Origin of the sequence: Thermococcus onnurineus NA1, from assembly GCF_000018365.1 — an archaeon.
Lineage (GTDB): Archaea > Methanobacteriota_B > Thermococci > Thermococcales > Thermococcaceae > Thermococcus > Thermococcus onnurineus.
Genome location: NC_011529.1, coordinates 1,826,917 through 1,847,607 on the forward strand (window position 1 = coordinate 1,826,917; position 20,691 = coordinate 1,847,607).

Sequence of the window (20,691 nt, forward strand, 5' to 3'; positions counted from 1 at the left end):
CATCTTAAGAGGTGAGAGAGATGGCAAAGGAAAAGGCCACACTTCCTCCGACCGGTGCGGGTCTCATGAGGTTCTTTGATGAGGACACCAAGGCAGTGAAGATAAGCCCAAGGGGCGTTATAGCCCTCACGCTGATACTCGTTGCCCTTGAGATACTTCTCCACGCCTTTGGGCCTCAGATCTTTGGCTAAATGAAGCTCGTTTTCTTTAATCCCCTTGCGTTCAGCTCTTCGTTTATTATTGTCCTGACGATTTCTTCAAGCTGACTCTGGATGAGCTTGTCAACATCGTCCTTTATTTTGTCTATGTCGTGCCTGAGACCTTCGAGGAGCCTTATGTAGTCCTTGGCCATTTCGAGCTGGCCTTCCTGTCTGACCAGTTGCTCTTTGAGGTGTTCGAAGTCCTCTTTCATGACATGGAGCTTTCTAAGCTCTCTCTGAAGCTCATCCAGCTGCTTGGTAAGTGAGTAGTTCTCCTCCTTGAGCTTTTCTATGAGCCTCTCCTTGGTCTCGAGCTCCCTAACCAGGGCGTTGTACTCCTCGGCTATCTGGGTGAGCCTCTCTATCTCTCTTAGTGGGGGCACCTTACCGTTTCCGAGGATTATAACGTCTGGACCAACGTTGACTATATCGCTTGGCCTTATTTTCATCTTCTTCTCGTTGGAGAACATTCCTGGGTGTTCACCCTTTCCAAGGTTCTCCACGAGCTTCATCTTCAGGATGAAGTAGAACTGGTCGCCCTCAACCTCGACGTTGATGTCCGTCACAAACCCGAGTATCTTTCCCTCCGTGAGGGATATCACAAACTTGTTGATGAGCTGGTTGGCTTTAGCTTCACTGCCCTCTACCATAAACACCACCGCGATTATTTATCGCTCGGCCTACTTAACTTTTCCGCCAAGCCTTATAAGGTGAAAAAACTTCAACTCCCTTCGGTGAGAGCCATGATAATCTTTGTGGGACGGTCGAACGTTGGAAAAAGCACGCTCATCTTCCGTCTTACTGGAAAGTGGGTCAGGAGGGGCAAGAGGCCAGGAGTTACGAGAAAGCCTGTGGAGGTTAGCTGGAGGAACCGAAAGGTCGTCGACATGCCTGGCTTCGGCTTTATGAGCGGTCTGCCGAAGGAAAAGCAGGAGAAGATTAAAGATGAGATAGTGCACTTCATAGAGAACAACGCCGATGAGATAGACCTGGCAATCCTCGTCATAGATGGCAAGAGTGTGCTGGAGATAATAGAGCGCTGGGAGAAGCGCGGTGAGATTCCGATAGACGTAGAGTTCTTCCAGTTCCTGCGGGAGCTGAAGATACCGACGATAGTGGCGGTGAACAAGATAGACAAGGTGAAGAACGTCCAGGGGACCATAACGAGGCTCGCCGAGAAGTTTGGAGTTCCCTATAGCGAGATAAACGAGATTTTCGTGCCAATCTCAGCTAAGTTCGGAAAGAACCTCGACGAGCTTAGAATGCTAATAGAGAAGAAGCTAAGGGAGGGCAGGAAGCCCTCAGAGGACTTCAAGGACGATGTGGGTAATGGTCTCCTTGACGCCGTCGAGTGAGGCTATTTCCTCGAGAATCTCGTCGAGCCGGGTCTTGTCTGCCTCGATGATGAGGTCGATGTCGCCGGTGACGCGGTATATCTTCTTTATCTTGAGCCTCTTTATCTGTTCGTAGACGTGCTTTCTCTTGGTTGGCTCTATCCTCACAAAGACGAAAACATCCCCCTTCTTCTCGCCGAGGAGGTCGAGGGCCTTGTCGGTAAGGTCGATAAAGCCCCTACCGGTTCTTATATAGCCAAGCTCCTTGAGAACTTTGAGATGATTGCTTAAGGCCTGTCTGGTTATTCCGAGTTCCTCGGCGAGCTCGTCTTGGGTCTTCTCAACGGTATGAACCTCTATGGTCTTTCCTTCCTCGTAGAACTTCCTGAGCAACCTAATCTGTCTTGGGGTGAGAGTGGGTTTTTCTTCCATTTTTAAAACCTCCTTTGCAAGGTTAGCATTTGCACCTTGTATTAAACCAACTATTTTCAAGGTCAATGTCAAATTTTTCTGGCCTTCACACTGATAGCCCCCGACCACACTTATAAGTTTTTCTCAAAGTTAGCTTTTTAATTCCCAGCTCTAATCAACTCACATGAACAAAGCAGGCTATACTGAGGACGTTCCCCCCGACAGGTTTGAACTCCTTGACAAGATAGCCCAGTCAGAGAGACCCATTAGGGTAATGCTCATCGGCGGAACCGACAGCGGAAAGACGACCCTCCTGACGTTCCTTGCGAACGGTCTCATTGAAATGGGTCTCAGAGTTGCGATAATCGACAGCGATGTCGGCCAGAAGGGAGTTCTCCCCCCAGCAACGGTGAGCTTAGCTTTCCCTGAAGGTCCCTTTGACTCGATCAGCAATTTAAAGGCTCGTGCTCACTACTTCATTGGGACCACTTCTCCCAGCCAGTATACAGGTGAGATGGCAGTTGGTGTCAAGAGATTGGTTGATATTGCCGTTCAGGATGCGGATGTCGTTTTGGTAGATACTACCGGCTTCGTCACCGGTCCGGGCGTAGAGATGAAGCGCCTCAAAGCCGAACTCGTGAGACCTGAACTGATAGTTTTCCTTGAGAGGGAGAACGAGCTCTCTCACATAAAACGGCTACTCTCTCCCTACGGTGAAGTCCTGAGCCTCTCAGTGAGCGGCAGAGCGAGGGAACACTCGAGGGAGGAGCGCAGGGAAATAAGACGGGAGAAGTGGGGGGCTTACTTCTCAAGTGCTGGTCTGATTAATGTTGATTTGAATAATGTCGTTCCAACCGGAACGGAACTCTTCAGAGGCAGACCGTTAACGGCCGAGGAAAAGGAACTTCTATCGTCCCTCTTCAAGTGGCTCGTTCTGTCTGGCTGGAAAAGCGAGCGTTACACCGTCGTCAAGGCTGATATCGAGAGCGTTCCAAGGCACTACAGCAAGTTCGTTATTCACGCTGTTGACTTCGAAAAGCTGAGCAACTTGCTGGTTGGTTTCATCGATAAAGACGGTCTCTGCCTCGGCGTTGGGATACTGAAGTGGATAAACTTCAGCGAGATGAATGCCCAGGTCCTGACGCCCATATCTTTAGAAGAACTCGAGAGAGCAGTCGAGCTTCGTTTTGGGCGCATAAGGGTGCTCGAAAGCGGCGAAGAGCTTGGCCTGTTGAGAAGGGAGGAGCTCTAGCAAAGATTTTTAAGTCAATAACCTAATCGAATTAGGTGGCCCTAATGGAGCTCAAGGCGTTCATTGAGATAACCCGGCCTCATAACTGTATCCTTGCCGGGATAGTGGGCCTTCTGGGCTCGATAGTGGCCCTTGGTCACTTCCCCGATCCAAAAACGGCCCTGCTTATCTTCTTAGTGGTCACTGTGGGCTGCGCCGGAGGAAACACGATAAACGATTACTTCGACTATGAGATAGATAAAATCAACCGCCCCGAAAGGCCCCTGCCAAGGGGGGCAATGGGCAGGAAGGTTGCACTCTACTACTCGATGCTCCTCTTTGCGGTTGGTCTTGCCCTGGCATACATGATAAACATCTACGCCTTCATCCTTGGGGTGATAGCCTACGTCACGATGTTCATCTACGCCTGGAAGCTCAAGCCCCTTCCGTTCGTCGGAAACATTGTCGTTGCCGGCCTTACCGGTGCAACTCCGCTCTACGGTGCGGTCGCTGTTGAACACCTCGGGCTGGCCGGCTATTTAGCGATCTGTGCCTTTCTCGTTAACGTTGCCAGAGAGGTTATTAAGGACATTGAGGATGTGGAGGGCGATATGGCCAAAGGCGCTAAAACACTACCCATAATCTGGGGGAAGAAGAGAGCGGCCTACGTTGGGGTCCTCTTTGCGCTGCTGACGGTCATCGCTTCGTTCCTTCCTGTCAAGGCAAGTGTTGGCGTCGGCTACTACGCGATGGTCCCTGTTGATTTACTCATACTCTACGCGGCCTACCTGATCCTGAGGAACCAGGACAGGGAGGTTGCACATAAATCACAGAAGCTGCTCAAGATGAGCATTTTCCTGGCGGTTATGGCTTTCCTTATAGCAGCGATAGTTTGAGGAGGTGAGATTAATGGAGTTTAAAGATGAGCTCATAAGAAGCCTTGAGGGGGAAGAGCTCTGGACAGTCATCACATTCAAAACCCCTCATGGTCCGGGAAAGACCCTGGAGAAGCTCGTAGAGGCACTTGAAGATGCTGGCTGGAGGATAACGTTTAAGGCCAACTGGTGGACGGCTGACATTCCCTATGGTTTAGTCAGAATAGACGCGAAAAAAGACGGAAAGGAGAAGATAGTGCTTGGCAAGTGGATACTCGGAGGCAAATGCAAGCTGATAAGGATTGAGAACATGGATCTCATCAAGGGCCGCGACGAGTTCTTCCGCATGGTGGACAGCATAACCTCGACTCTCATTCATGACCCTGTCATAAGGACGATGAGGGAGCAGTATTGACTTCTGCTTTTTCTATTTTTCGAGGGGATTAAAAGAGAAAGAGCTCACAGCGGCTCGTAGTAGCCTATCTCCGGTTCGTAGATTTCTCCTTCGGCCAGAAGCTGTGTTATGGCCTCCTCGATGAGCTCCTCGTCGAACTCCTTCGAGAGCTTCTTGATGATGAACTTGTGGGACAGTGCCTTTTGCTTCTCCTTCAACAGATCAAGGACGGCCTTCTTAGCCTTTTCGAGCTCTGGGTTCTCCTCAGTCTTTTCCTCGACTTCAGGAACTTCCTCTTCGAAGAGCTCCTCCTCGAGGTTCCTGTGCTCGAGCATTATCGTGTAGAGCTCGTCAATTGTCAGCAGTAGGTCCTCGCTAACGCCCTTATTCTTGGCTATAACCTTGGCCTTCGCAGTGATACCGTACTTATCGTAAATCTCGAATGCTATCTGAGCCTTCTTGGCGTGTTCGACCTTCTCCTTCAGCGTCTCAAAGCGGTGGAGTATCCACATGTTGGGATTGACTTTGGAGATACCCTCGACAAGTATCTGCTTGTCATCGCGCCATTCGGCAACCTTGCCAATTATCTGGACGAGGTCGCCCTTCTTGACGAGCCTGATGAACCTCGTGTCGTCTCTAAAGCCGAGCACCCATATGGTTCCGGTTCCGTCGTCGATCTGGAGCTTTCCATAGGTCTCGTCGTCACTTATAACCGGCTCGCGAACGACGGTGGCGACGACCTTGACGCGGTAGACCTTTCTCGCGTCCTTCGTTATAAGGTAGTTGGGCTCGAAGTCCCCTTCACTCTTAACGTAGTAGCCGTCGATGATGTCCTTGATGTAGACCCTGCTCGCTGGGAGGCGCTTTTTCATAGCTCCTCACCTCCAAAGAACTCGATGACGCTCTCCACCCTGGGGAGAACCTTCCTCTCAAGCTCCCTAATCTCCTCCAGCGCTTCCAAATCTGCCTCGCTGAAGTCCTGTATAACCTCGCCATAGATGTGAATGCCTTCTTCGTTCCTGATGACCCTGCCGACGACCCTAACGGTCTGGCCGTTCTGGGGGAGGACGTTCTCCTCGCTCTCGATGAGTATGACCCCGGTTCCGTCGTCGAGCCAGAAGGTGTAGTCCATCTTGTCAACCTTGAAAGCCTTGCCTATAAGCGCAACTCTCGTGTCGTCTTCCCTTATCTCGCCTATCTTCCTCTCGACGGCGGGCTTGCGCCGCCTGTACCTGACCTCCTCCATTCACAGCACCTCCTTAGTGACCTCCTTCAGCTCGGCCCTGACGCGGCTTATCTCTCTCTTGTAGTCCACCTCGTCCCAGCCAAAGGCCTTGAGGATTAGCCCAAGGAACTTGTCGTCCACGACGTTGCCCCTGACGACTATTTCCCTTCCGAGCAGGTAGTAGTACTCCTCCTCCGCGAGCTTTCTGCTGGCTTCCTTGAGGGTCAGTCCGTCCTCCACCAGCTCCCTGAGCTTTTCTGCTATCTCCTCTGGGTCTTTTCCGAGAAGCTCGGCCGCATCGTCGCCGAAGAGCGTCGTCCTTATGTAACCAGTTGAGTCGTCGAGGCCAAAGTCGATGATGGTTATCTTTATCGGCTGGATCTCGCCGTGCTCGGGGCATATCCACGTATCTGTTGCCGGCTCGTAATCAACTTTCCTCCTGCACTCAGGGCAGGCGTCGTAAACGGTAACCCTGTAAAGCCTCGCTATCGTTCCCCTGACCTCAACAAAGCGCTCGCCGCCCATGAGCTCGCCTATCTTTGTTCTTCTGTAGTTGTAGCTTCTCACTTCCTCCAGCGGTGGTATCTCCTCGACACGCGGGTCTTCCGGATTGAGTATTATCCTTGTCCTGAAGTTGGCGTGGAGCTCAACTCCGCTCCTTCCCTCTCTAACGCTCGGATCGATGATCTTGATGATGTCGCCCGGGTTCAGCTCGTTGTAGTACTTTGCCACCTGAGCGTCCCAGAGAACGAGCCTTGTCTTTCCGGTTGAGTCGTAGATTATCACGTTTGCAACCTGGCCGGTTGAGCCGTCCCTCTTCTGGTACTCCCTCGGCGGGTACTTCCTCAGTATCCTCGCGACTATGTTGACGTTGGCCATTCCGGGGACAAGGTCCGCTATGTGGAGAAGTTCCTCCTTGCCCTCCAGGTTAACGCCCAGTTCCTCCGCGAGCATTAAAGCTGCCGCGTGCTCGGAAATACCCTCGCGGGATGCTATCTCCGCTATCCTCTCCTCAATTTCATTCCTCGAGAGGCCCTTCTGCCTCTCGATCATCTCGATGATCTGCTCCTTTGTCAGCACTACCATAACACTCACCTTAATGGTAATACAGGGTGGTGGTATTTAAACTTTTCTCCGGAGGCCGAGTTTCCGGAAAAAGCTTCCGTATTCCTCCCAAGAACAGAAATAAGTAAACTGAGGGGTCAAGAAATTACTCTTCGCTTTCCTGAGGCATTTCTTCTTTTTCTTCTTTCCCTTCGAGTTTTGCTATCAGGTCGCTGTACTCGGCATGAACCACCTTCTTGAATGCTTCCTTGATCATCATGGGGTCGTTCTCTGGGAAGCCGTAGAGCTCTGCGAATTTGGGGGTCGTTCCAAGAAGCTTTGTCCTCTCATAGGGCTCGGCGTAGATAAGTCCCATCTCGAGGAGCTTCCTTATGTGCTCGTAGGCCTGACTCCCGCGGAGTTTAACAAGCTTGCTCTGCTCTATAGGCTGGAGGTAGGCTATAAGGGCCAGGGTCTTCAGCTCGCCAGTCCTTAAGTCCGGTCTTGGCATCAGGTGGACGACCCTCTGTGAATACTCCTGCTTCACCTGCATGACGTATTTATCGCCCAAAACGCGAACCACTTCGATTGCGCTCTTTCTCTCAGCGTATTCAGCTGCTATAAGCTCGATGAGCTTCTCGAGGTAATCCAGCGACCTTATCCCGAGGGCTCTTGAGAGCTCTTTAATGCTCAGCGGCCGACCAGAAACGAAAAGGGCAGCTTCGACAAGGGCCTTGTCCTCTAGGAGTCCCATTATTACCACCTCTCCCTAAAGCCTCTCCGGCGATGACTATAATCTTTTCTCCTTCTTTGACCGTAATCTTTATAAACCCATCCCGATAGGTCAATAGCGGTACGGCGGTCATAGCGGCGGGGTCACACCCGGTCTCGTTTCGACCCCGGAAGTTAAGCCCGCCAGCGATCCCGGGTGTACTGCCCTCCGAGAGGGGGCGGGAAACCGGGAACGCCGCCGGCCACTCAAATGCCCGGGTGGTGTAGCCAGGCCCATCATACGGGACTGTCACTCCCGTGACTCGGGTTCAAATCCCGACCCGGGCGCCATTCTCTAACAAACTTTTCGTCAGAAAAGTTTGATCAAATGTGGTTAACTTCTTAAACTACCAAATTTGATGAGGCATCCCAACAAAGGACTCATTTAACATTGAATTAAAGTTAAATTGGCCATTAGATCAGAGTTCAACTGTTTTTAGATGTCCTACGGGTGTCAGTTGAAAAGAACTCAGAGGATAGTGGTCAGTTGAACTTATAATTCTATTACAAAGGCAACTTTAAAGAGCAATGCGGAATTAGAACAATGGCACTTAAAACCTTTGGAACTATTCCACCAGTGCTTGCGTTAGCAGGGACTGTGAGGGGCAAAGCTTATAAAACATCCTCACTGTTATCCCATCGGGCATGGGCCGGTAGCTCAGCCTGGTTAGAGCGCGGGGCTTTTAACCCCGTGGCCGCGGGTTCGAATCCCGTCCGGCCCGCCAGCAATACAAACTTCGCCTACGCGAAGTTTGATCAAGGTTTGTATGCCCTTATTATGTGCCTAATTCTCACGAGGTTTTCCCATCTTTACATACTAGTTTGAAGTGTTTCACTATACTCGTGCCCTTCGGATGCTGGAAGCTGAAACAACTTATCGAAGACCAATCTTGGAGGAAACCCTCTCTTTTAGTGAATTCAAAAAGACATACAAACTCTTTCCAGCCTTCGAGCTTTTGGAAAAGCTTCACTAGAAGTTCGTGATTCCTTCTTAATGTAGCCTCTTGAAGAGGCATTTCAAGAGCATGACACTAATCAACGCCTAAAACAAGTCAAATTTTTTGCTTTTTGATATGGATTCATATTTCTAGCACCCGAAGGGTGCCGGTTGGGGTGAATCCTTTAGGTGCTTTTTTAACAAGATTTTAAACTTAGGAGAATAAGCACTTACAAGGAAATGCATTATTCCAGCAGGCAATGAACGGAGAATCACGAGCCTTAATCAAACTCAACGGGACGGTCACTCCCGTGCGTTGGAGCTTTGCCCCAACGTCGCGCAGGTGAAGTTGCCCCGTGCGAAAACTACTTAAACATTTTTGGGTGACCTAACGACAGGTGAGGCCGTTGGAGATAAGCAAGAGGGAAGAGGAGTATCTTGAGACTATATACATCCTCCACAAGAACAAAGGAATCATTCGGGTTAAGGACATAGCTAAGATGATGCGCGTAAAGCCGCCGAGCGTCGTCGATGCGCTTAAAAAGCTCAACGAAAAGGGCCTAGTTGAATACGAGAAATACGACAGGATTCTGCTTACCGAGAAGGGCAAAGAAATAGCCGAAACAACGTACTCAAAGCACCTCCTCCTCACGCAGTTCTTCATAGACATCCTCGGTATTCCGCCAGAGATAGCGGAGCACGACGCCTGTCAGTTCGAGCACTACGTCAGTGAGATAACCGTGCAGAGGATAAGGGAGTTCGCCCAGTTTATCCAAGAGCAGTGCCCCTACGTGCTCAAGCAGTTCATCAAAGAGAAGCTGGCAGAGAATCAGAAAAAATGATTTCCTTGCCCTCTTGATTAAATTTAAAAAAGAAAAGCAGAAATCTGGGTTCAGATGACTCCGCCGAGGTATGCAAAGTAGGCTATGAACACCAGGGCGAGGACGTACATCAGTGGGTGAACTTCTTTTCCGCGGCCGCTGAAAAGCTTGATCAGAGTATAGCTGATGAAGCCCATGCCTATCCCATCCGCTATTGAGTATGTGTAGGGTATTGTTATGAGCACGAGGAAAGCTGGAATCGCCTCTGTGTGGTCGGTAAAGTCTACCTCCTTAATAGCGCTGAGCATGTAGTAACCCACTATGACCAGCGCTGGAGCAGTGGCAAAGGCCGGTATTGCCTGTGCCAATGGAGCTATGAATAGACCTATGACCAAGAACAGGAGGCCCGTAACTAGGGCGGTCATTCCAGTTCTGCCGCCCTCTTCTATCCCCGCAGCACTCTCGATGTAGGTGGTGACGGTCGAGGTTCCAAGGATAGCACCGACGGTCGTGCCGACGGCATCAGTGAGAAGGACCTTTTCTGCATCGGGTATCTTCCCGTCTCTGGTTATGAAGCCAGCCTTGGCGCTCAGGCCGGTCACCGTTCCGAGGGTGTCGAAGAAATCAACCATGAAGAACGCGAAGACCACACCGATTGCTCCAACGTTGAGCAGTCCCTGGAGGTCCATCTTCATGAAGGTGTAGCTTATATCCGGGGTTGAGAAAATTTGATCCGGCCACGGCGCGGCTCCGGTACTCCAGCCAAGGACGCTGGTGGCTATGATGGAAATGAGCAGAGCTCCCTTAATGCGGAGTGCAATGAGAACCGCGGTGAGGAAGAGCCCGAAGAAAAACAGCAGGATCTGCTTGCTGGCCAGTGCGGTGGCGTTCAGGCCTGTGAATTTGAGCACCCCATCCTGGACGAAAGCTGTAAGAAGGCCGACATCGTTGAGGCCAATGAGTGTGAGGAAGAGGCCTATTCCAGCGCCAACCGCGTACTTCTGGCTGAGCGGAATCGCGTGAATTATGGCGCTCCTGACCTTGGTAACACTCAATGCGATGAATATGAGACCCTCGACGAAGACTGCCGCCAAAGCAACGCGCCAGTCATAACCCATGCCCAGAACCACGCTGTAGGCGAAGTAGGCGTTCAGCCCCATTCCCGGAGCGAGGGCGAAGGGCTTCTTGGCGTAGAGACCCATGAGGATCGTTGCAAATCCTGCCGCCAGAGCGGTAACTGCGACGAGCGAATTGAAGGCTTCCTTACCCATGGCATCGCTGAGTATCGCCGGGTTCACGAAGAGAATGTAAGCCATGGTCATGAAAGTCGTAACGCCTGCCAGAACCTCAGTTTTCATATCGGTGCCGTACCTATCAAACTCGAAGTAGTTCTCGAACCAGCCCATGAGCGCACCCCCGTAAGTTAACTGATTCTTGCTAATAATTCTGTTTTTTAAAGCTTTTTTTGACAAAAATTTGTAAATAAGAAGCGCAGCTTTTTTACCCTGGAGGACTCCGGAGGATACCAAAATGAGGATTCATCCGAGAATAGAAAACGAGCGAACATCCACATCGACTCTTGCTGGCAGTTCTTCCACCGAGAATGGAAGCTCGTCAAGGAAGCGCTCGGCCAGGATAAGCTCGTCTCCGATTTTAAGCCTGAGCCTTATCCTTCCGGGCAGAAGCTCGTAGTCCACTACCTCCGCCATCTCCCCAGGCTTCACGTAAACGCTCTCCGGCCTGAAAAAGACCCTGACCTTTCCATCCCTCTCAACGTAGAAGCACAGTCCGCCTATGCAGGCCTTCCCATCCTTTGCCTTCAGCTCAAGGATGTTGCTCAGCCCCAGAAAGCGCGCCACGAACTCGGTCTTGGGCCTGTAGTAAAGCTCCAGCGGCTTTCCAACCTGCTCGACTTTGCCGAAGTTCATCACTGCTATCCTGTCGCTTATTGCCATTGCCTCTTCTTGGTCGTGGGTGACGTAGATGGTTGTTATTCCAAGCTCACGCTGGATTCTCCTTATCTCGCCCCGCAACCTCTCTCGTATTTTAGCGTCGAGGTTGCTGAGCGGTTCGTCGAGGAGGAGAACGTCCGGTTCGACTACTAAGGCTCTGGCCAGGGCTACCCTTTGCTGCTGGCCGCCGCTCAGCTGCTCCGGGTAACGGTTTTCGAGGCCTTCCAAACCAACAAGCTCCAATGCCCATCTTACCTTTCTCTCAATCTCGGCCTTCGGGAGCCTCTTCATTTCCAGACCGAAAGCAACGTTCTTGAAGACCGTCATGTGGGGAAAAAGCGCGTAGTCCTGAAAGACTATCCCTATGCCCCTCTCGTAAGGCGGCAGCTCGTTCACGACCTTCCCGTCGAAAAGTATCTCTCCGGTATCGGGCTTCTCAAAGCCCGCTATTATCCTGAGTGTCGTCGTCTTTCCGCAGCCGCTCGGACCGAGGAGCGTTAAAAACTCGCCGTCTCTGGCTTCCAGATACTCGATAGTCAGCCTGAAATCTTCCCATGCCCTAACTACGTTTCTCAGTTCAACCCTCACCATACTTCCTCACCTATTCTCTCTATGATTAGGAAGCTCGCAGTTGAAATCGCCATCAGGAGAACTGAAAGGGCCGAAGCAGAACCGAACTGTCTCGCCCCGAGGAAGCGGTATATTGCAACTGTCATAGTGGTGTATTCTGGCCTTGCCAGCATGTAGGTCGCTCCAAGCTCGGCTATGCTTATCGCGAAGGCGAAGATGGCGCCCACTATAACGCCGCCAAGAGCAAGCGGTAGCTCAACCCTGAGAAAGGCTTTCCATTCCTTCGCGCCGAGACTCAGGGCTGCCTCCCATAGGTTGGGTCTTATCTTCTTCAGCGAAGTCGAAACTGCCCTCAGGACGAAGGGATAGGCAATTATCGTGTGAGCAGCGATGATGAGCCAGGCGGTGTAGTAGAGCGGCGTGCCGTGGAAGATCCTGATGTATCCCAAACCGAGGGTTATGGCAGAACTCGCCAGCGGGAGCATAACGAGGACGTCGAAGAGCCGCTTTCCTTTGAAGTTCCAGCGGTGAAGCGCGTAGGCGACTGGAAGGGCGATTATCACTGAGAGGAAGACCGTCGCAAATCCAAAGGTTAGGGAGTTCCTTATCGCGTCGAGCGTTGTGGCACCGAACATGGGATTGTATTCGGTCGAGAATATCCTCCTGTACCACTCAAGGCTCCACTGGTCGTTGAAGTGCAGGGAATCATAGAGGACTGCTAAAAGCGGGGCTATGATGAAGAGCAGAACGGCTAACGAGTAGGCCCCTATGAGGAGTCCCTTAAGACTGAAAACGTCTTTCCGCGTAAAGCGCTTTGGCCTCTGGAGAACTCTCTGCTCCTCACGCCTAGCGTAGGCGTCAAGACTCCTCAGGTAGAGGTACATGAAGAGCATGCTGAGCGTTATCTGGATTATCGCCAGAGCAGAACCCGTCTTGAAGTCCAGGAGCACCATTATCGAGGTGAAGATGTCCACCTCTATGGTCGCGTACTGGTAGCCGCCGAGGATGAGCGGAATGGAGAAGCTGAGGAAGCAGAAGACGAAGGTGAGCATCGCCGAGGCGAAAATCGCGGGGGAAATCAGGGGGAGCGTCACCTTCCAGAAGAGCCTCCAGTCTCGGGCACCCAAAGCCATCGCCATCTCCTCGTAGTGGGGATTAACACGCTGCCAGAGGGAGGAAACCATTCTGATGACGATGGGGAAGTTGTAGAAGGCGTGGGCGAGAAGTATGGCCTTCCAGGAGTATATTATCCCCAAATCGCGACCGATAATCTGGGTTATGAAGCCGCTCTTACCGAAGAGCAGGATGTAGCCCAAAGCTACCATCACGCTTGGCATGACGAATGGGACGGTGAGGACCGCTTTGAGCAGGCTTTTTCCGGGAAAATCGTACTTGGCAAAGATGTACGCTCCGGGAAGGCCCAAAGCTAAGGTCAGGAACGTGGATGCTATTGCCTGGCCTATCGTGAAAAGGATCACACGCTGGTGATAGTTGTTTGAGAGAACCGCGGCTATGTACTTGAGCGTCGGGCCATTATCCCACAATCCCGTCTTTATTATGCTGATTAGGGGGATGTAGAAGAAGGCCGCAAGGAAAGCCAGCGGAACGAGCAGTACGAGCTTCGAAAGCCTCATGTTCACAACTCGGTTTTGTTGGCTTATAAGTTTTGATTTGGACAAAGTTGTTAAATCCCAGTGCGAACTCTCTCTGGTGATACCATGAAAGCCCCTGAGCTGGGAATAAGAATCGGCCGCTATGCTCACGGAAAGAAGAATTCCATTGCTGACCTAGGCGTCAAGGTCGGTCACGCGACGATAATTGAAGGTGAAGACATCAGAACGGGAGTTACTGTTCTTTTGCCGCCGGTCGAGAACCCTTATGAGGAGAAGCTCTTTGCAGGTACTTTCGTTATGAACGGCTTCTCAAAGCCGATAGGCTTCGTCCAGGTTGAGGAGCTCGGCTACATTGAGACGCCCATAGCTTTAACCAACACACTGAGTATTTACACTGTGGCCGATGCCCTCATAGACCTCTGGGCCGAGGAGAATCCCAAGGCCATCTCGGTTAATCCAGTCGTTATGGAGTGCAACGATGGCTACCTAAACGACATCAAGAGGCGTGCCGTGAGGAAGGAGCACGTCTTCGAGGCCGTCAAGAAGGCTTCGCTCGACTTCGAGGAAGGCTCCGTTGGAGCGGGCACTGGAATGAGCGCCTTCGAGTTCAAGGGCGGAATAGGATCATCATCGAGGATCGTCGAGATAGGGAGCGAGGAATACACTGTTGCTGCCCTGGTTCTCAGCAATTTCGGCAAGAGGGAAGACTTAACCATCGCTGGCGTTCCCGTTGGGCTTGAGCTGAAGGATTACCCCGGAAGGGGTCTTTCGCTCGGCGGGAGCATATCGATGGTTATCGCGACGGATGCTCCGCTAACGTCGAGGCAGCTTGGAAGACTCGCCAGGAGGGCAGTGGTCGGTCTCGCCAGAACCGGCGGCTACGCATACAACGGCAGTGGCGATATCGTTCTGGCATTCTCGACGGCACAGACGGTTCCGCGCGGAAAGGAGACTCATGCGATAGGCTTCCTTCCAGACGACGCTTTGAGCCGGCTCTTCGTTGGAGCTGCGGAAGCAACCGAGGAAGCGATAATCAATTCCCTCCTTCAGGCGAAAACAACGAAGGGAAGAAACGGCCACGTGAGGTACTCACTGCCAAAGGAAGAGCTCATTGAGATAATGGAAAGATACAGAAGGCTTGAAATGACTAAATCTTGATTTCCTCGTACTTTTTCTTCATAAGGATTGCATCCTCTTCGATATTCGGACTCTCGCTTATGACGACGCCCTTGACTTTGAACTCCTTGAGGACTTTGAGCAGATCCTCCCACCTCATGTCGCTCTCCTGGAGCGGTAGGTGGTTCTTCTCGCCCTTTGGCCCGTAGTTTATGCCGCTCATGTGAATGTGCATGTTGTCCAGAGCTTCTCTGCCGAGACGATCTTCTATGAAACTCAGCATCTCGCGCCATTCTTCGGTTGTGTTACACTTTCCGATGTGTCTTGCGTGGGCGTGGGCAAAGTCTATGGTTGGAAGGACTGTCTCTAGTTCCTCGCTGAGCTTCACTATCTCCTTCAAATCCCCAAACTGCGTTGGTTTCCCTGTGAGCTCTGGTCTTAGCCATACTTTAATGCCTCTATCTACCAGCTCCCGTTCGATATCCTTAAGCTCGTTCTTTATGCGCTCGTAGACCCTCTCTGGCGGCTGCCTTAGGTAGTAACCTGCATGGAAGACGACACTCCAGCCACCAGCGTCGTGGAGCCTCTCGGCACTCTGGATGATGCGCTTCTTGCTGGCCTCAACCTTGGCCTTCTCGCTCGCGTTAAGGTTGATATAGTAGGGTGCGTGGGCTGTTAAGAGAACATCGTGTTTTTTAGCGACGTATTTAATCTTCTTTGCCAGCTCGGGCTTGAGGTTGACCCCGCGGACGAATTCAAGCTCCATGGCATCAAGTCCAAGGCTTCTCACATGGATTATGCCGTTTATTGTTGAGCGCTTCGGCGTTGAGAGCGGGATTCCAGCCGTTCCAAAGCGCAGCCTGTCGACCTTTAACATCCTCACCACCCAAAGAGAATTAGGGAAACCTAACTTATAAGGCTACCGTTCTATTTTCTCTCCCAAGATTTCCTCCAGCTTCCTGAGGCTCTTGTTCAGCTCCTTCTCCAGGTGCTCCAGCTGGCGCTTGAGCTTCTTTATTTCGGCCTCTTTCTCTTCGATTAACCTTTCTAGCTCCCAGATTTCCTTCTTTTTGGTTTCGGCATCGCTGATGATCTTATCCCTTTTCTTTTCGAGTTCTACCAGCTTTTTCCTGTCGTCTTCTATGGCCTCGGTTTTCTCTAGAAGGTTCTCTATTAGCCATTGCGCGGTCTTTTTGTGCTTGCCCTCTAGTCGTGGGTAAATTTTCTGAAGGAGCGAAACGAACTCTTCGGGCCTTTTCAGTACCACGGAGCTGTCCTTCACGAACTCGGACGCTATCTCTTCGTGAAGACGCATTCTTTTTATCGGCTTCTGGAGCTTTGAAGCCCTTGAGCGGACTTCCATTTCTCCCCTCTTGACTCTCGATGACAGCTCTTTGATGCCTTTCTCAAGCTCATCAAGACCATGCTCTCTGTAGAATTCCTCAAGTTCAGCTTTCTTCTCCTCGACCTTTTTCTGAAGGTCTTCCTTTTCCTTTTCCGCGAGGGAGAGGTTTTTCTTCGTTTCATCTTCGCCCTCGATGAGCTCCCCAATTTCCAGCTCTATGAGGTCTTTCTTTGAAAGCTCTTCGTGGTAGTTCAAGTAATCCTCGTTGAGCTCCTTCAGAAGGCGATTGATTGCGTAAACGTCCTTCTCGAATATCAGCAACAGGTACTTTCCGTGTCCGACGTGGAGTTTAGCTAGATCCGGAAGCCTCTTTCCGAGATCGTCCATGGTTTCGATGCTCTCCAAAGCCTTCCTGAGCGCACCCACGTAGCTTTTTTTCTCGGCGGTGACTATTCTCTTGATCCTCTCGTCCACGTTCCTGGGGACTTCCTTTCTCTCCAAAGCGTCTATCTTTTTCAGAATGTCTTTGACCTTCTTCTCAAGGCGCTTGTTGTACTTCTTCCTAACTTTTTCTGCCTCTTTCTCGGCCTTTTTCCTTCTCTTCTCATACTCTTCAAGTGCCTGTTCCAGCTTCAATTCTCTCCCATCCCCTAACTTTTCCTCTCAGGTATATTCCAACAAGAACCGCTATGGCGACGTCCACAAAGGCCAGCAGTAACTTGGTGAAAACCTCTATATCTGAAATCGTCAGTATGGCCATCGCATACCTCGTCGTTAGGTCTATTGTTACCCAGAGGGCGGGCATTATGAGGAGAGTGGATATATAGTACCAGATGTGGTGGTCCTTCCTCAGGTACGCCTGGACAATTTTACCCATTATCATAACGGATATTCCAAGTGTTAGGGACGAGCTCAGGGCGTTTATGTAAATGAGCGTCGCTAGAAGTGGTGTACCAGGCCAGCCGCCTATGAGCTCCTTAGAGTACTCCTCAAGGCTCAGGTAGGCGTTTATGGCACCCCCGCTTATGATGAGCAGACCCGCCACGATGGAGATGACGAATATGAACTGCTTCGCGAGGGTCTCCCTGAAGTTGAAGCGGAATCCCTTGGTGAAGAAGTAGCCTCCAATGAAGAGCAGTATTGTGCCCGTTATCGTGGCGGAGACTATTTTGACGCTCTCAGGATACCAAACACCTATGAGCCTTGCTATGCCGTAAAGCAGGAGTATCATGCCCGGTATACCGAGGACTACCTTTGCCACCTCAGGATCACTCAGTATCTCCCTTAAATAGCGGTATATGATGTAATATGTTGTCTCTATGCCCTCGCTCTGCTTCACGACAACTCGGTGAGAGCTTATTATGGACACCTTTGATGTGATGATTGGGAATATCTGCTCGTCCTCAGCGCCATCCGTTACTGTGATAACCCCATCGGCAGGGAACCTCTGGAGAACCTCGTCGAGCTGCCTGCTCAGCTCGAGGTCGCTCTTGACGCCAACCTTTGGGTGGCCTGTTATGAGTGCAACCTCCACCTCATCGAACTCCCCGCTCCCTTTCAGCTCATCGTAGAGCTTGACGGCCGCATAAACAACGTTGGCATCGCTGTCCTCGGGGTCGGCCAGACTGAGCTTTAAAGCGGCATCTATACAGGCATCTCTCCCTATAACGGGACCTTCAACGCCGGCCTTCTGGCCGAAATCGTCATCGCGGTCTATGGCCAGAACCAGGGCCCTAATCTCAACCACCCCTCACCTTTTCGAGGACTGATTTGACCTTGTCCTCCATGTGGACAGCCTTATCGCGTCTGTCGTCGAGTCTTACAGTCGTTGAAACCCTCTCGGCGCCGAGCTTGAACATGAGCTCGTGGGCCTCCTCGATTATCTCGAAGGCTTCCCGTACGGTTGAAACCTCTATGATCGTTGCCATTGGAGTCAGTTGATACTTAACACCCTTTTTCTCTAAAAGCTTTACTACCTCTGCTACGTACCGGCTCAGGCTCTTCTCGCCGAGGGGGACTATGACAAACTCCACTATGACCATCTTCGACACCTGGCTAAGTTTAGTTCGGCAATTTTTTAAACTTTGCGGGAAAGATAAATAACCATTCACCCATAGATAGTTGAGGGTGATGGAATGTACAGGATCAAGGATGAGTGGGGAGAGTTCCTCGTCAGGCTAGCGAGGAGGGCTATAGAGGAGTACGTCCGTAACGGCAGAACGATAGAGCCCCCAGAGGGCACGCCGCCCGAGCTCTGGGAAAAGATGGGGGTTTTCGTAACCCTTAACCGTCATAACGTTCCACCTCAAATGTCTCTTAGGGGCTGCATAGGCTTTCCACTGCCGATCTATCCTCTAGTTGAGGCCACGATAAAGGCTGCTATCTACGCTGCCGTCGATGACCCGCGCTTTCCGCCTGTGAAGGAGAGCGAGCTGGACGATATTGTCATTGAGGTCAGTGTCCTGACGCCTCCCGAGCTTATAGAAGGGCCGCCGGAGGAGAGACCGAGGAAGATAAAGGTGGGCCGGGATGGCCTGATAATCGAGAAGGGGATACATTCAGGCCTGCTCCTTCCGCAGGTTCCTATAGAGTGGGGCTGGGACGAGGAGGAGTTCTTAGCCCAGACCTGCTGGAAGGCTGGATTACCTCCAGACTGCTGGCTTGACGAGGACACTAAAGTCTACCGCTTCACAGCGGAGATATTTGAAGAGGAGTATCCCAAGGGGCCCGTGAAGAGAAAGCCGCTGGTGTGATTATTTTTTCAACTTCGCAATGAAGAAGCTGTTGCAGTCGTGCCTGTGCGTCCATGCCCTGAAAACCTTGTCCCCTATTTCAAGGAAGCCCCTATCGCCCCAGCTGAAGGGATAATCGATAAGCTCAAGCCCGACCCGGTTTATTGCGAAGAGAACGTTTTCCTCGTCCTCGTCAATCCTTATAGAGCACGTCGAATACGTCATCTCGCCGCCGTCTCTCAGGTTCTCATGGGCATTCCTCAACATGTTTCTCTGGACGTTTATGATGCGCTTGATCTTCTTCTCGTCGAAGCGCCACTTGACTTCCGGAAACTGCCTGTAGGTTCCCGAGCTTGAACATGGGGCGTCGAGGATTATTTTATCAAATTTCTCTTTATCCCTGAAGCTCTGGCCGTCCGCGTGGACGAGCTTGACGTTTTTTATTCCGAGCAATTTCATCTTCTCCTTCATGCGCATAAGCCTGTCGTAGGAGTAGTCAACTGCTACAATCTCCCCTTTGTTCTCCATTAGCGCCGCTGCGTGGAAGGTCTTGCTCCCCGGTGCTGCCGCCAGGTCGAGAACCCTCTCCCCAGGCTCTGGAGCTAAAACGTGGGCGACGTAGGCACTCGCCAAATCCTGAATTACGAACTTGCCTTGTTTGTACCAGTTGAGCCTTGTTACGGGCGTTTTATACTCGAGAATCTTGAGCACGTCGGGAAGGGGAGTTAAGGCAGTTCTCACGCCGTTCTCTTCGAGATAATCCCTCAGGGAATCAACGTCCGTCTTTAGGGTGTTAGCCCTCACATAGTAGCGCTGCGCCTTGTTGTTGCTGAGGAGCAGGCGAACGGCCTCATCGTAGCCGAAGAGCTCGACTGCATACTCCACATACCACCTAGGGTGCGAGAAGCGGACGGAGAGCCACTCGATTCTGTCCCTCTCTTTGAGCCTCTTTAGGGCCCTCTCGACGTCGAACTTCTCTATCTCGTGCATCAGCGCGTTAACAAACTTGGCGCGGGAAAAATCAAAGTGCCCCTTGACGACGCGGATTATAGAGTCGGTCGCTATCGCCGGCGGAACCTTTCTGAAGTGGATCTCAAACGTCCCTATGCGGAGGAGGTTTGCCAGGTATGGGTCGAGGTCCTCAACCGTCGAGCCTTTGAGAACGGAGTTGATTATGAAGTCTATCTTGGCCCGCCACTTCTCTATCTCGAAGACGTAGGCGTGGGCCAATCCGCGAGCCTTCTCGCGGTCTTTACCGGCGACCTTCTTAAAGACCCTCTCGAGGGCGTGCTTCGAAGACAGCTCGCGCTCCTCAACGAGCATGAGGGCGTCGGCCACTACTTCCTGAAAGCTCACTCTGTAAAACAGCTCCATGGCCGAGCCTTCGCAGGGAAGTTTAAAAAGGTGGTGGTGCAGTTCTACTTGAAGTCCCAAAACCTTTATTACCTCTAAAGGTGGGGTTAATTGTGGTGGGATGAATGGATCGGAGAAACACTGTAGTTGTGACGGTGTTGGGGATAATCCTAATCTTGAGTGTTCATCTTTACGTCCAAAAAGAGCGTTTGAACGCCAAGATTGAAGCCCGGCGGGACTGTGATAGGTCCTGGGTTCACCTCGTAACGTTTTCTACGATGGTTGATGTTCAATTCCACTCCAAGAACGCGCTTGATGCGGTTCACTCAAATTCCACGGACGCGTTTAACCTCTCCACCGTTGAGCTTGAAAGGGACTTTTTAGGCCTCTACAATCACCTCGTTGAGACTGCGATTTACCTTGAACTAGACACGCTTAACGATTCCGTTTTTGAGATGACCAATACAGGGCCGTGTATAGATTTTTTAAACGCGTCAAGGACAGCTTTCTTGGATGGGACCGCCAACATCTCTGCCGTCCGCGAGGGGTTAAACCTGATTTACAATTTTGCCACAGAGTGGCGAGAGAACGGCAACTATCCCAGTGAAGAGCTTTTGAAAGCCAATGCCGAGCTTCAGCAGAAGTGCAGTGCCCTTGTTCCAAAGGTTGTGAATCCTTGATTGTTGGTCTTTTTCTCCTTTCTTTCTGATGAACCTCGATGGCGAAGTTTATTAGTTCTGGATTCGATAATCCAACAGGTGTTGGTT

At 51.4% G+C, this 20,691-nt stretch carries 23 protein-coding genes, 2 tRNA genes and 1 rRNA gene; 12 read left to right on the plus strand and 14 right to left on the minus strand.

What is annotated here, in order from left to right:
* Positions 1-20 precede the first annotated feature (20 nt).
* Complete coding sequence (locus TON_RS09930; RefSeq protein ID WP_012572908.1) at positions 21-191, plus strand: preprotein translocase subunit Sec61beta; 171 nt, start codon at positions 21-23, stop codon at positions 189-191.
* Here TON_RS09930 and TON_RS09935 read toward each other — a convergent pair.
* Positions 188-850, minus strand: coding sequence for a GAS domain-containing protein (locus TON_RS09935; protein ID WP_012572909.1), 663 nt, complete (start codon positions 848-850; stop codon positions 188-190). The genes TON_RS09930 and TON_RS09935 overlap by 4 nt on opposite strands.
* A gap of 93 nt (positions 851-943) precedes the next feature.
* Between TON_RS09935 and engB the strand changes: the two genes are divergently transcribed.
* Complete coding sequence (gene engB / locus TON_RS09940) at positions 944-1,555, plus strand: GTP-binding protein EngB (RefSeq protein ID WP_012572910.1); 612 nt, start codon at positions 944-946, stop codon at positions 1,553-1,555.
* Here the strand turns inward: engB and TON_RS09945 are convergent.
* Positions 1,502-1,966: an Lrp/AsnC family transcriptional regulator gene (locus TON_RS09945; RefSeq protein WP_012572911.1), complete on the minus strand. Its 465-nt coding sequence runs from the start codon at positions 1,964-1,966 to the stop codon at positions 1,502-1,504. The two genes, engB and TON_RS09945, sit on opposite strands and share 54 nt — an antisense overlap.
* Positions 1,967-2,129: 163 nt before the next feature.
* On the opposite strand from TON_RS09945, the gene TON_RS09950 reads away from it, so the two are divergent.
* The 3 genes from TON_RS09950 to TON_RS09960 are packed head-to-tail and all read left to right on the plus strand — an operon-like array spanning position 2,130 to position 4,466.
* Positions 2,130-3,197: a Clp1/GlmU family protein gene (locus TON_RS09950; protein ID WP_012572912.1), complete on the plus strand. Its 1,068-nt coding sequence runs from the start codon at positions 2,130-2,132 to the stop codon at positions 3,195-3,197.
* Positions 3,198-3,241: 44 nt separating this feature from the next.
* Positions 3,242-4,072 (plus strand): geranylgeranylglycerol-phosphate geranylgeranyltransferase, encoded by an 831-nt coding sequence (locus TON_RS09955; RefSeq protein WP_012572913.1) that lies wholly within the window; start codon positions 3,242-3,244, stop codon positions 4,070-4,072.
* Positions 4,073-4,085: 13 nt separating this feature from the next.
* On the plus strand, positions 4,086-4,466 hold the full coding sequence (locus TON_RS09960; protein ID WP_012572914.1) for a hypothetical protein: 381 nt from the start codon (positions 4,086-4,088) through the stop codon (positions 4,464-4,466).
* Between the two features lie 44 nt (positions 4,467-4,510).
* Here the strand turns inward: TON_RS09960 and TON_RS09965 are convergent, their stop codons facing one another.
* From TON_RS09965 to scpB, 4 genes are all read right to left on the minus strand, one after another.
* The gene (locus tag TON_RS09965; protein WP_012572915.1) at positions 4,511-5,317 is read right to left on the minus strand and encodes an OB-fold nucleic acid binding domain-containing protein; all 807 of its coding nucleotides are present in this window, start codon (positions 5,315-5,317) and stop codon (positions 4,511-4,513) included.
* Positions 5,314-5,691, minus strand: a complete 378-nt coding sequence (locus tag TON_RS09970; protein WP_012572916.1) for a replication factor A complex, RPA14 subunit — start codon at positions 5,689-5,691, stop codon at positions 5,314-5,316. The genes TON_RS09965 and TON_RS09970 overlap by 4 nt, the downstream gene beginning before the upstream one ends.
* The gene (locus TON_RS09975; RefSeq protein WP_012572917.1) at positions 5,692-6,756 is read right to left on the minus strand and encodes an OB-fold nucleic acid binding domain-containing protein; all 1,065 of its coding nucleotides are present in this window, start codon (positions 6,754-6,756) and stop codon (positions 5,692-5,694) included.
* A 124-nt stretch (positions 6,757-6,880) separates the two neighbouring features.
* Entirely contained in the window at positions 6,881-7,468 is a 588-nt protein-coding gene (gene scpB / locus TON_RS09980; protein WP_012572918.1) for an SMC-Scp complex subunit ScpB, read from the minus strand.
* A gap of 100 nt (positions 7,469-7,568) precedes the next feature.
* Here scpB and rrf point away from each other — a divergent pair.
* From rrf to TON_RS10000, 4 genes are all read left to right on the plus strand, one after another.
* Positions 7,569-7,690: ribosomal RNA gene (rrf, locus tag TON_RS09985) — 5S ribosomal RNA — on the plus strand.
* Between the two features lie 8 nt (positions 7,691-7,698).
* Positions 7,699-7,776, plus strand: a tRNA-Asp gene (locus TON_RS09990).
* 356 nt (positions 7,777-8,132) lie between these two features.
* Positions 8,133-8,210: transfer RNA gene (locus TON_RS09995), tRNA-Lys, on the plus strand.
* A 619-nt stretch (positions 8,211-8,829) separates the two neighbouring features.
* On the plus strand, positions 8,830-9,264 hold the full coding sequence (locus TON_RS10000; protein WP_012572919.1) for a metal-dependent transcriptional regulator: 435 nt from the start codon (positions 8,830-8,832) through the stop codon (positions 9,262-9,264).
* Positions 9,265-9,314: 50 nt separating this feature from the next.
* On the opposite strand, the gene TON_RS10005 is transcribed toward TON_RS10000, so the two are convergent.
* From TON_RS10005 to TON_RS10015, 3 genes are all read right to left on the minus strand, one after another.
* Positions 9,315-10,649, minus strand: coding sequence for an NCS2 family permease (locus TON_RS10005; RefSeq protein WP_012572920.1), 1,335 nt, complete (start codon positions 10,647-10,649; stop codon positions 9,315-9,317).
* Between the two features lie 132 nt (positions 10,650-10,781).
* Entirely contained in the window at positions 10,782-11,786 is a 1,005-nt protein-coding gene (locus tag TON_RS10010) for an ABC transporter ATP-binding protein (RefSeq protein WP_012572921.1), read from the minus strand.
* Positions 11,780-13,399: an ABC transporter permease gene (locus tag TON_RS10015; protein ID WP_012572922.1), complete on the minus strand. Its 1,620-nt coding sequence runs from the start codon at positions 13,397-13,399 to the stop codon at positions 11,780-11,782. The genes TON_RS10010 and TON_RS10015 overlap by 7 nt, the downstream gene beginning before the upstream one ends.
* An 84-nt stretch (positions 13,400-13,483) precedes the next feature.
* Between TON_RS10015 and TON_RS10020 the strand changes: the two genes are divergently transcribed.
* On the plus strand, positions 13,484-14,536 hold the full coding sequence (locus TON_RS10020) for a DmpA family aminopeptidase (protein ID WP_012572923.1): 1,053 nt from the start codon (positions 13,484-13,486) through the stop codon (positions 14,534-14,536).
* On the opposite strand, the gene TON_RS10025 is transcribed toward TON_RS10020, so the two are convergent.
* Genes TON_RS10025 through TON_RS10040 form a run of 4 tightly spaced genes read right to left on the minus strand, consistent with a single transcriptional unit; the run spans position 14,526 to position 17,881 of the window.
* A complete protein-coding gene (locus tag TON_RS10025; protein ID WP_012572924.1) occupies positions 14,526-15,371 on the minus strand; it encodes a deoxyribonuclease IV in 846 nt (281 codons plus the stop codon). The genes TON_RS10020 and TON_RS10025 overlap by 11 nt on opposite strands.
* A gap of 42 nt (positions 15,372-15,413) precedes the next feature.
* The gene (locus TON_RS10030; protein ID WP_012572925.1) at positions 15,414-16,475 is read right to left on the minus strand and encodes a coiled-coil domain-containing protein; all 1,062 of its coding nucleotides are present in this window, start codon (positions 16,473-16,475) and stop codon (positions 15,414-15,416) included.
* Positions 16,453-17,586 (minus strand): DUF373 family protein, encoded by a 1,134-nt coding sequence (locus TON_RS10035; protein ID WP_012572926.1) that lies wholly within the window; start codon positions 17,584-17,586, stop codon positions 16,453-16,455. The genes TON_RS10030 and TON_RS10035 overlap by 23 nt, the downstream gene beginning before the upstream one ends.
* Positions 17,579-17,881, minus strand: a complete 303-nt coding sequence (locus TON_RS10040; protein WP_012572927.1) for an MTH1187 family thiamine-binding protein — start codon at positions 17,879-17,881, stop codon at positions 17,579-17,581. The genes TON_RS10035 and TON_RS10040 overlap by 8 nt, the downstream gene beginning before the upstream one ends.
* 93 nt (positions 17,882-17,974) lie before the next feature.
* Here TON_RS10040 and TON_RS10045 point away from each other — a divergent pair, with 93 nt between their 5' ends.
* Positions 17,975-18,592, plus strand: a complete 618-nt coding sequence (locus TON_RS10045; RefSeq protein WP_012572928.1) for a TIGR00296 family protein — start codon at positions 17,975-17,977, stop codon at positions 18,590-18,592.
* Here the strand turns inward: TON_RS10045 and TON_RS10050 are convergent, their stop codons facing one another.
* Positions 18,593-19,945, minus strand: coding sequence for an RsmB/NOP family class I SAM-dependent RNA methyltransferase (locus tag TON_RS10050; protein ID WP_012572929.1), 1,353 nt, complete (start codon positions 19,943-19,945; stop codon positions 18,593-18,595).
* A gap of 104 nt (positions 19,946-20,049) precedes the next feature.
* Here TON_RS10050 and TON_RS10055 point away from each other — a divergent pair, with 104 nt between their 5' ends.
* Positions 20,050-20,604 carry a hypothetical protein gene (locus TON_RS10055; protein WP_012572930.1) on the plus strand — a complete coding sequence of 185 codons (555 nt, stop codon included), beginning with the start codon at positions 20,050-20,052 and terminating at the stop codon, positions 20,602-20,604.
* The last annotated feature ends 87 nt before the right edge of the window (positions 20,605-20,691 follow it).

Bases quoted from the DNA above. Each gene is read 5' to 3' on its own strand.
- TON_RS09930 (WP_012572908.1), top strand. From the start codon at position 21: ATGGCAAAGGAAAAGGCCACACTTCCTCCGACCGGTGCGGGTCTCATG.
- TON_RS09935 (WP_012572909.1), bottom strand. From the start codon at position 850: ATGGTAGAGGGCAGTGAAGCTAAAGCCAACCAGCTCATCAACAAGTTT.
- engB (WP_012572910.1), top strand. From the start codon at position 944: ATGATAATCTTTGTGGGACGGTCGAACGTTGGAAAAAGCACGCTCATC.
- TON_RS09945 (WP_012572911.1), bottom strand. From the start codon at position 1,966: ATGGAAGAAAAACCCACTCTCACCCCAAGACAGATTAGGTTGCTCAGG.
- TON_RS09950 (WP_012572912.1), top strand. From the start codon at position 2,130: ATGAACAAAGCAGGCTATACTGAGGACGTTCCCCCCGACAGGTTTGAA.
- TON_RS09955 (WP_012572913.1), top strand. From the start codon at position 3,242: ATGGAGCTCAAGGCGTTCATTGAGATAACCCGGCCTCATAACTGTATC.
- TON_RS09960 (WP_012572914.1), top strand. From the start codon at position 4,086: ATGGAGTTTAAAGATGAGCTCATAAGAAGCCTTGAGGGGGAAGAGCTC.
- TON_RS09965 (WP_012572915.1), bottom strand. From the start codon at position 5,317: ATGAAAAAGCGCCTCCCAGCGAGCAGGGTCTACATCAAGGACATCATC.
- TON_RS09970 (WP_012572916.1), bottom strand. From the start codon at position 5,691: ATGGAGGAGGTCAGGTACAGGCGGCGCAAGCCCGCCGTCGAGAGGAAG.
- TON_RS09975 (WP_012572917.1), bottom strand. From the start codon at position 6,756: ATGGTAGTGCTGACAAAGGAGCAGATCATCGAGATGATCGAGAGGCAG.
- scpB (WP_012572918.1), bottom strand. From the start codon at position 7,468: ATGGGACTCCTAGAGGACAAGGCCCTTGTCGAAGCTGCCCTTTTCGTT.
- TON_RS10005 (WP_012572920.1), bottom strand. From the start codon at position 10,649: ATGGGCTGGTTCGAGAACTACTTCGAGTTTGATAGGTACGGCACCGAT.
- TON_RS10010 (WP_012572921.1), bottom strand. From the start codon at position 11,786: ATGGTGAGGGTTGAACTGAGAAACGTAGTTAGGGCATGGGAAGATTTC.
- TON_RS10015 (WP_012572922.1), bottom strand. From the start codon at position 13,399: ATGAGGCTTTCGAAGCTCGTACTGCTCGTTCCGCTGGCTTTCCTTGCG.
- TON_RS10020 (WP_012572923.1), top strand. From the start codon at position 13,484: ATGAAAGCCCCTGAGCTGGGAATAAGAATCGGCCGCTATGCTCACGGA.
- TON_RS10025 (WP_012572924.1), bottom strand. From the start codon at position 15,371: ATGTTAAAGGTCGACAGGCTGCGCTTTGGAACGGCTGGAATCCCGCTC.
- TON_RS10040 (WP_012572927.1), bottom strand. From the start codon at position 17,881: ATGGTCATAGTGGAGTTTGTCATAGTCCCCCTCGGCGAGAAGAGCCTG.
- TON_RS10045 (WP_012572928.1), top strand. From the start codon at position 17,975: ATGTACAGGATCAAGGATGAGTGGGGAGAGTTCCTCGTCAGGCTAGCG.
- TON_RS10050 (WP_012572929.1), bottom strand. From the start codon at position 19,945: ATGGAGCTGTTTTACAGAGTGAGCTTTCAGGAAGTAGTGGCCGACGCC.
- TON_RS10055 (WP_012572930.1), top strand. From the start codon at position 20,050: ATGGATCGGAGAAACACTGTAGTTGTGACGGTGTTGGGGATAATCCTA.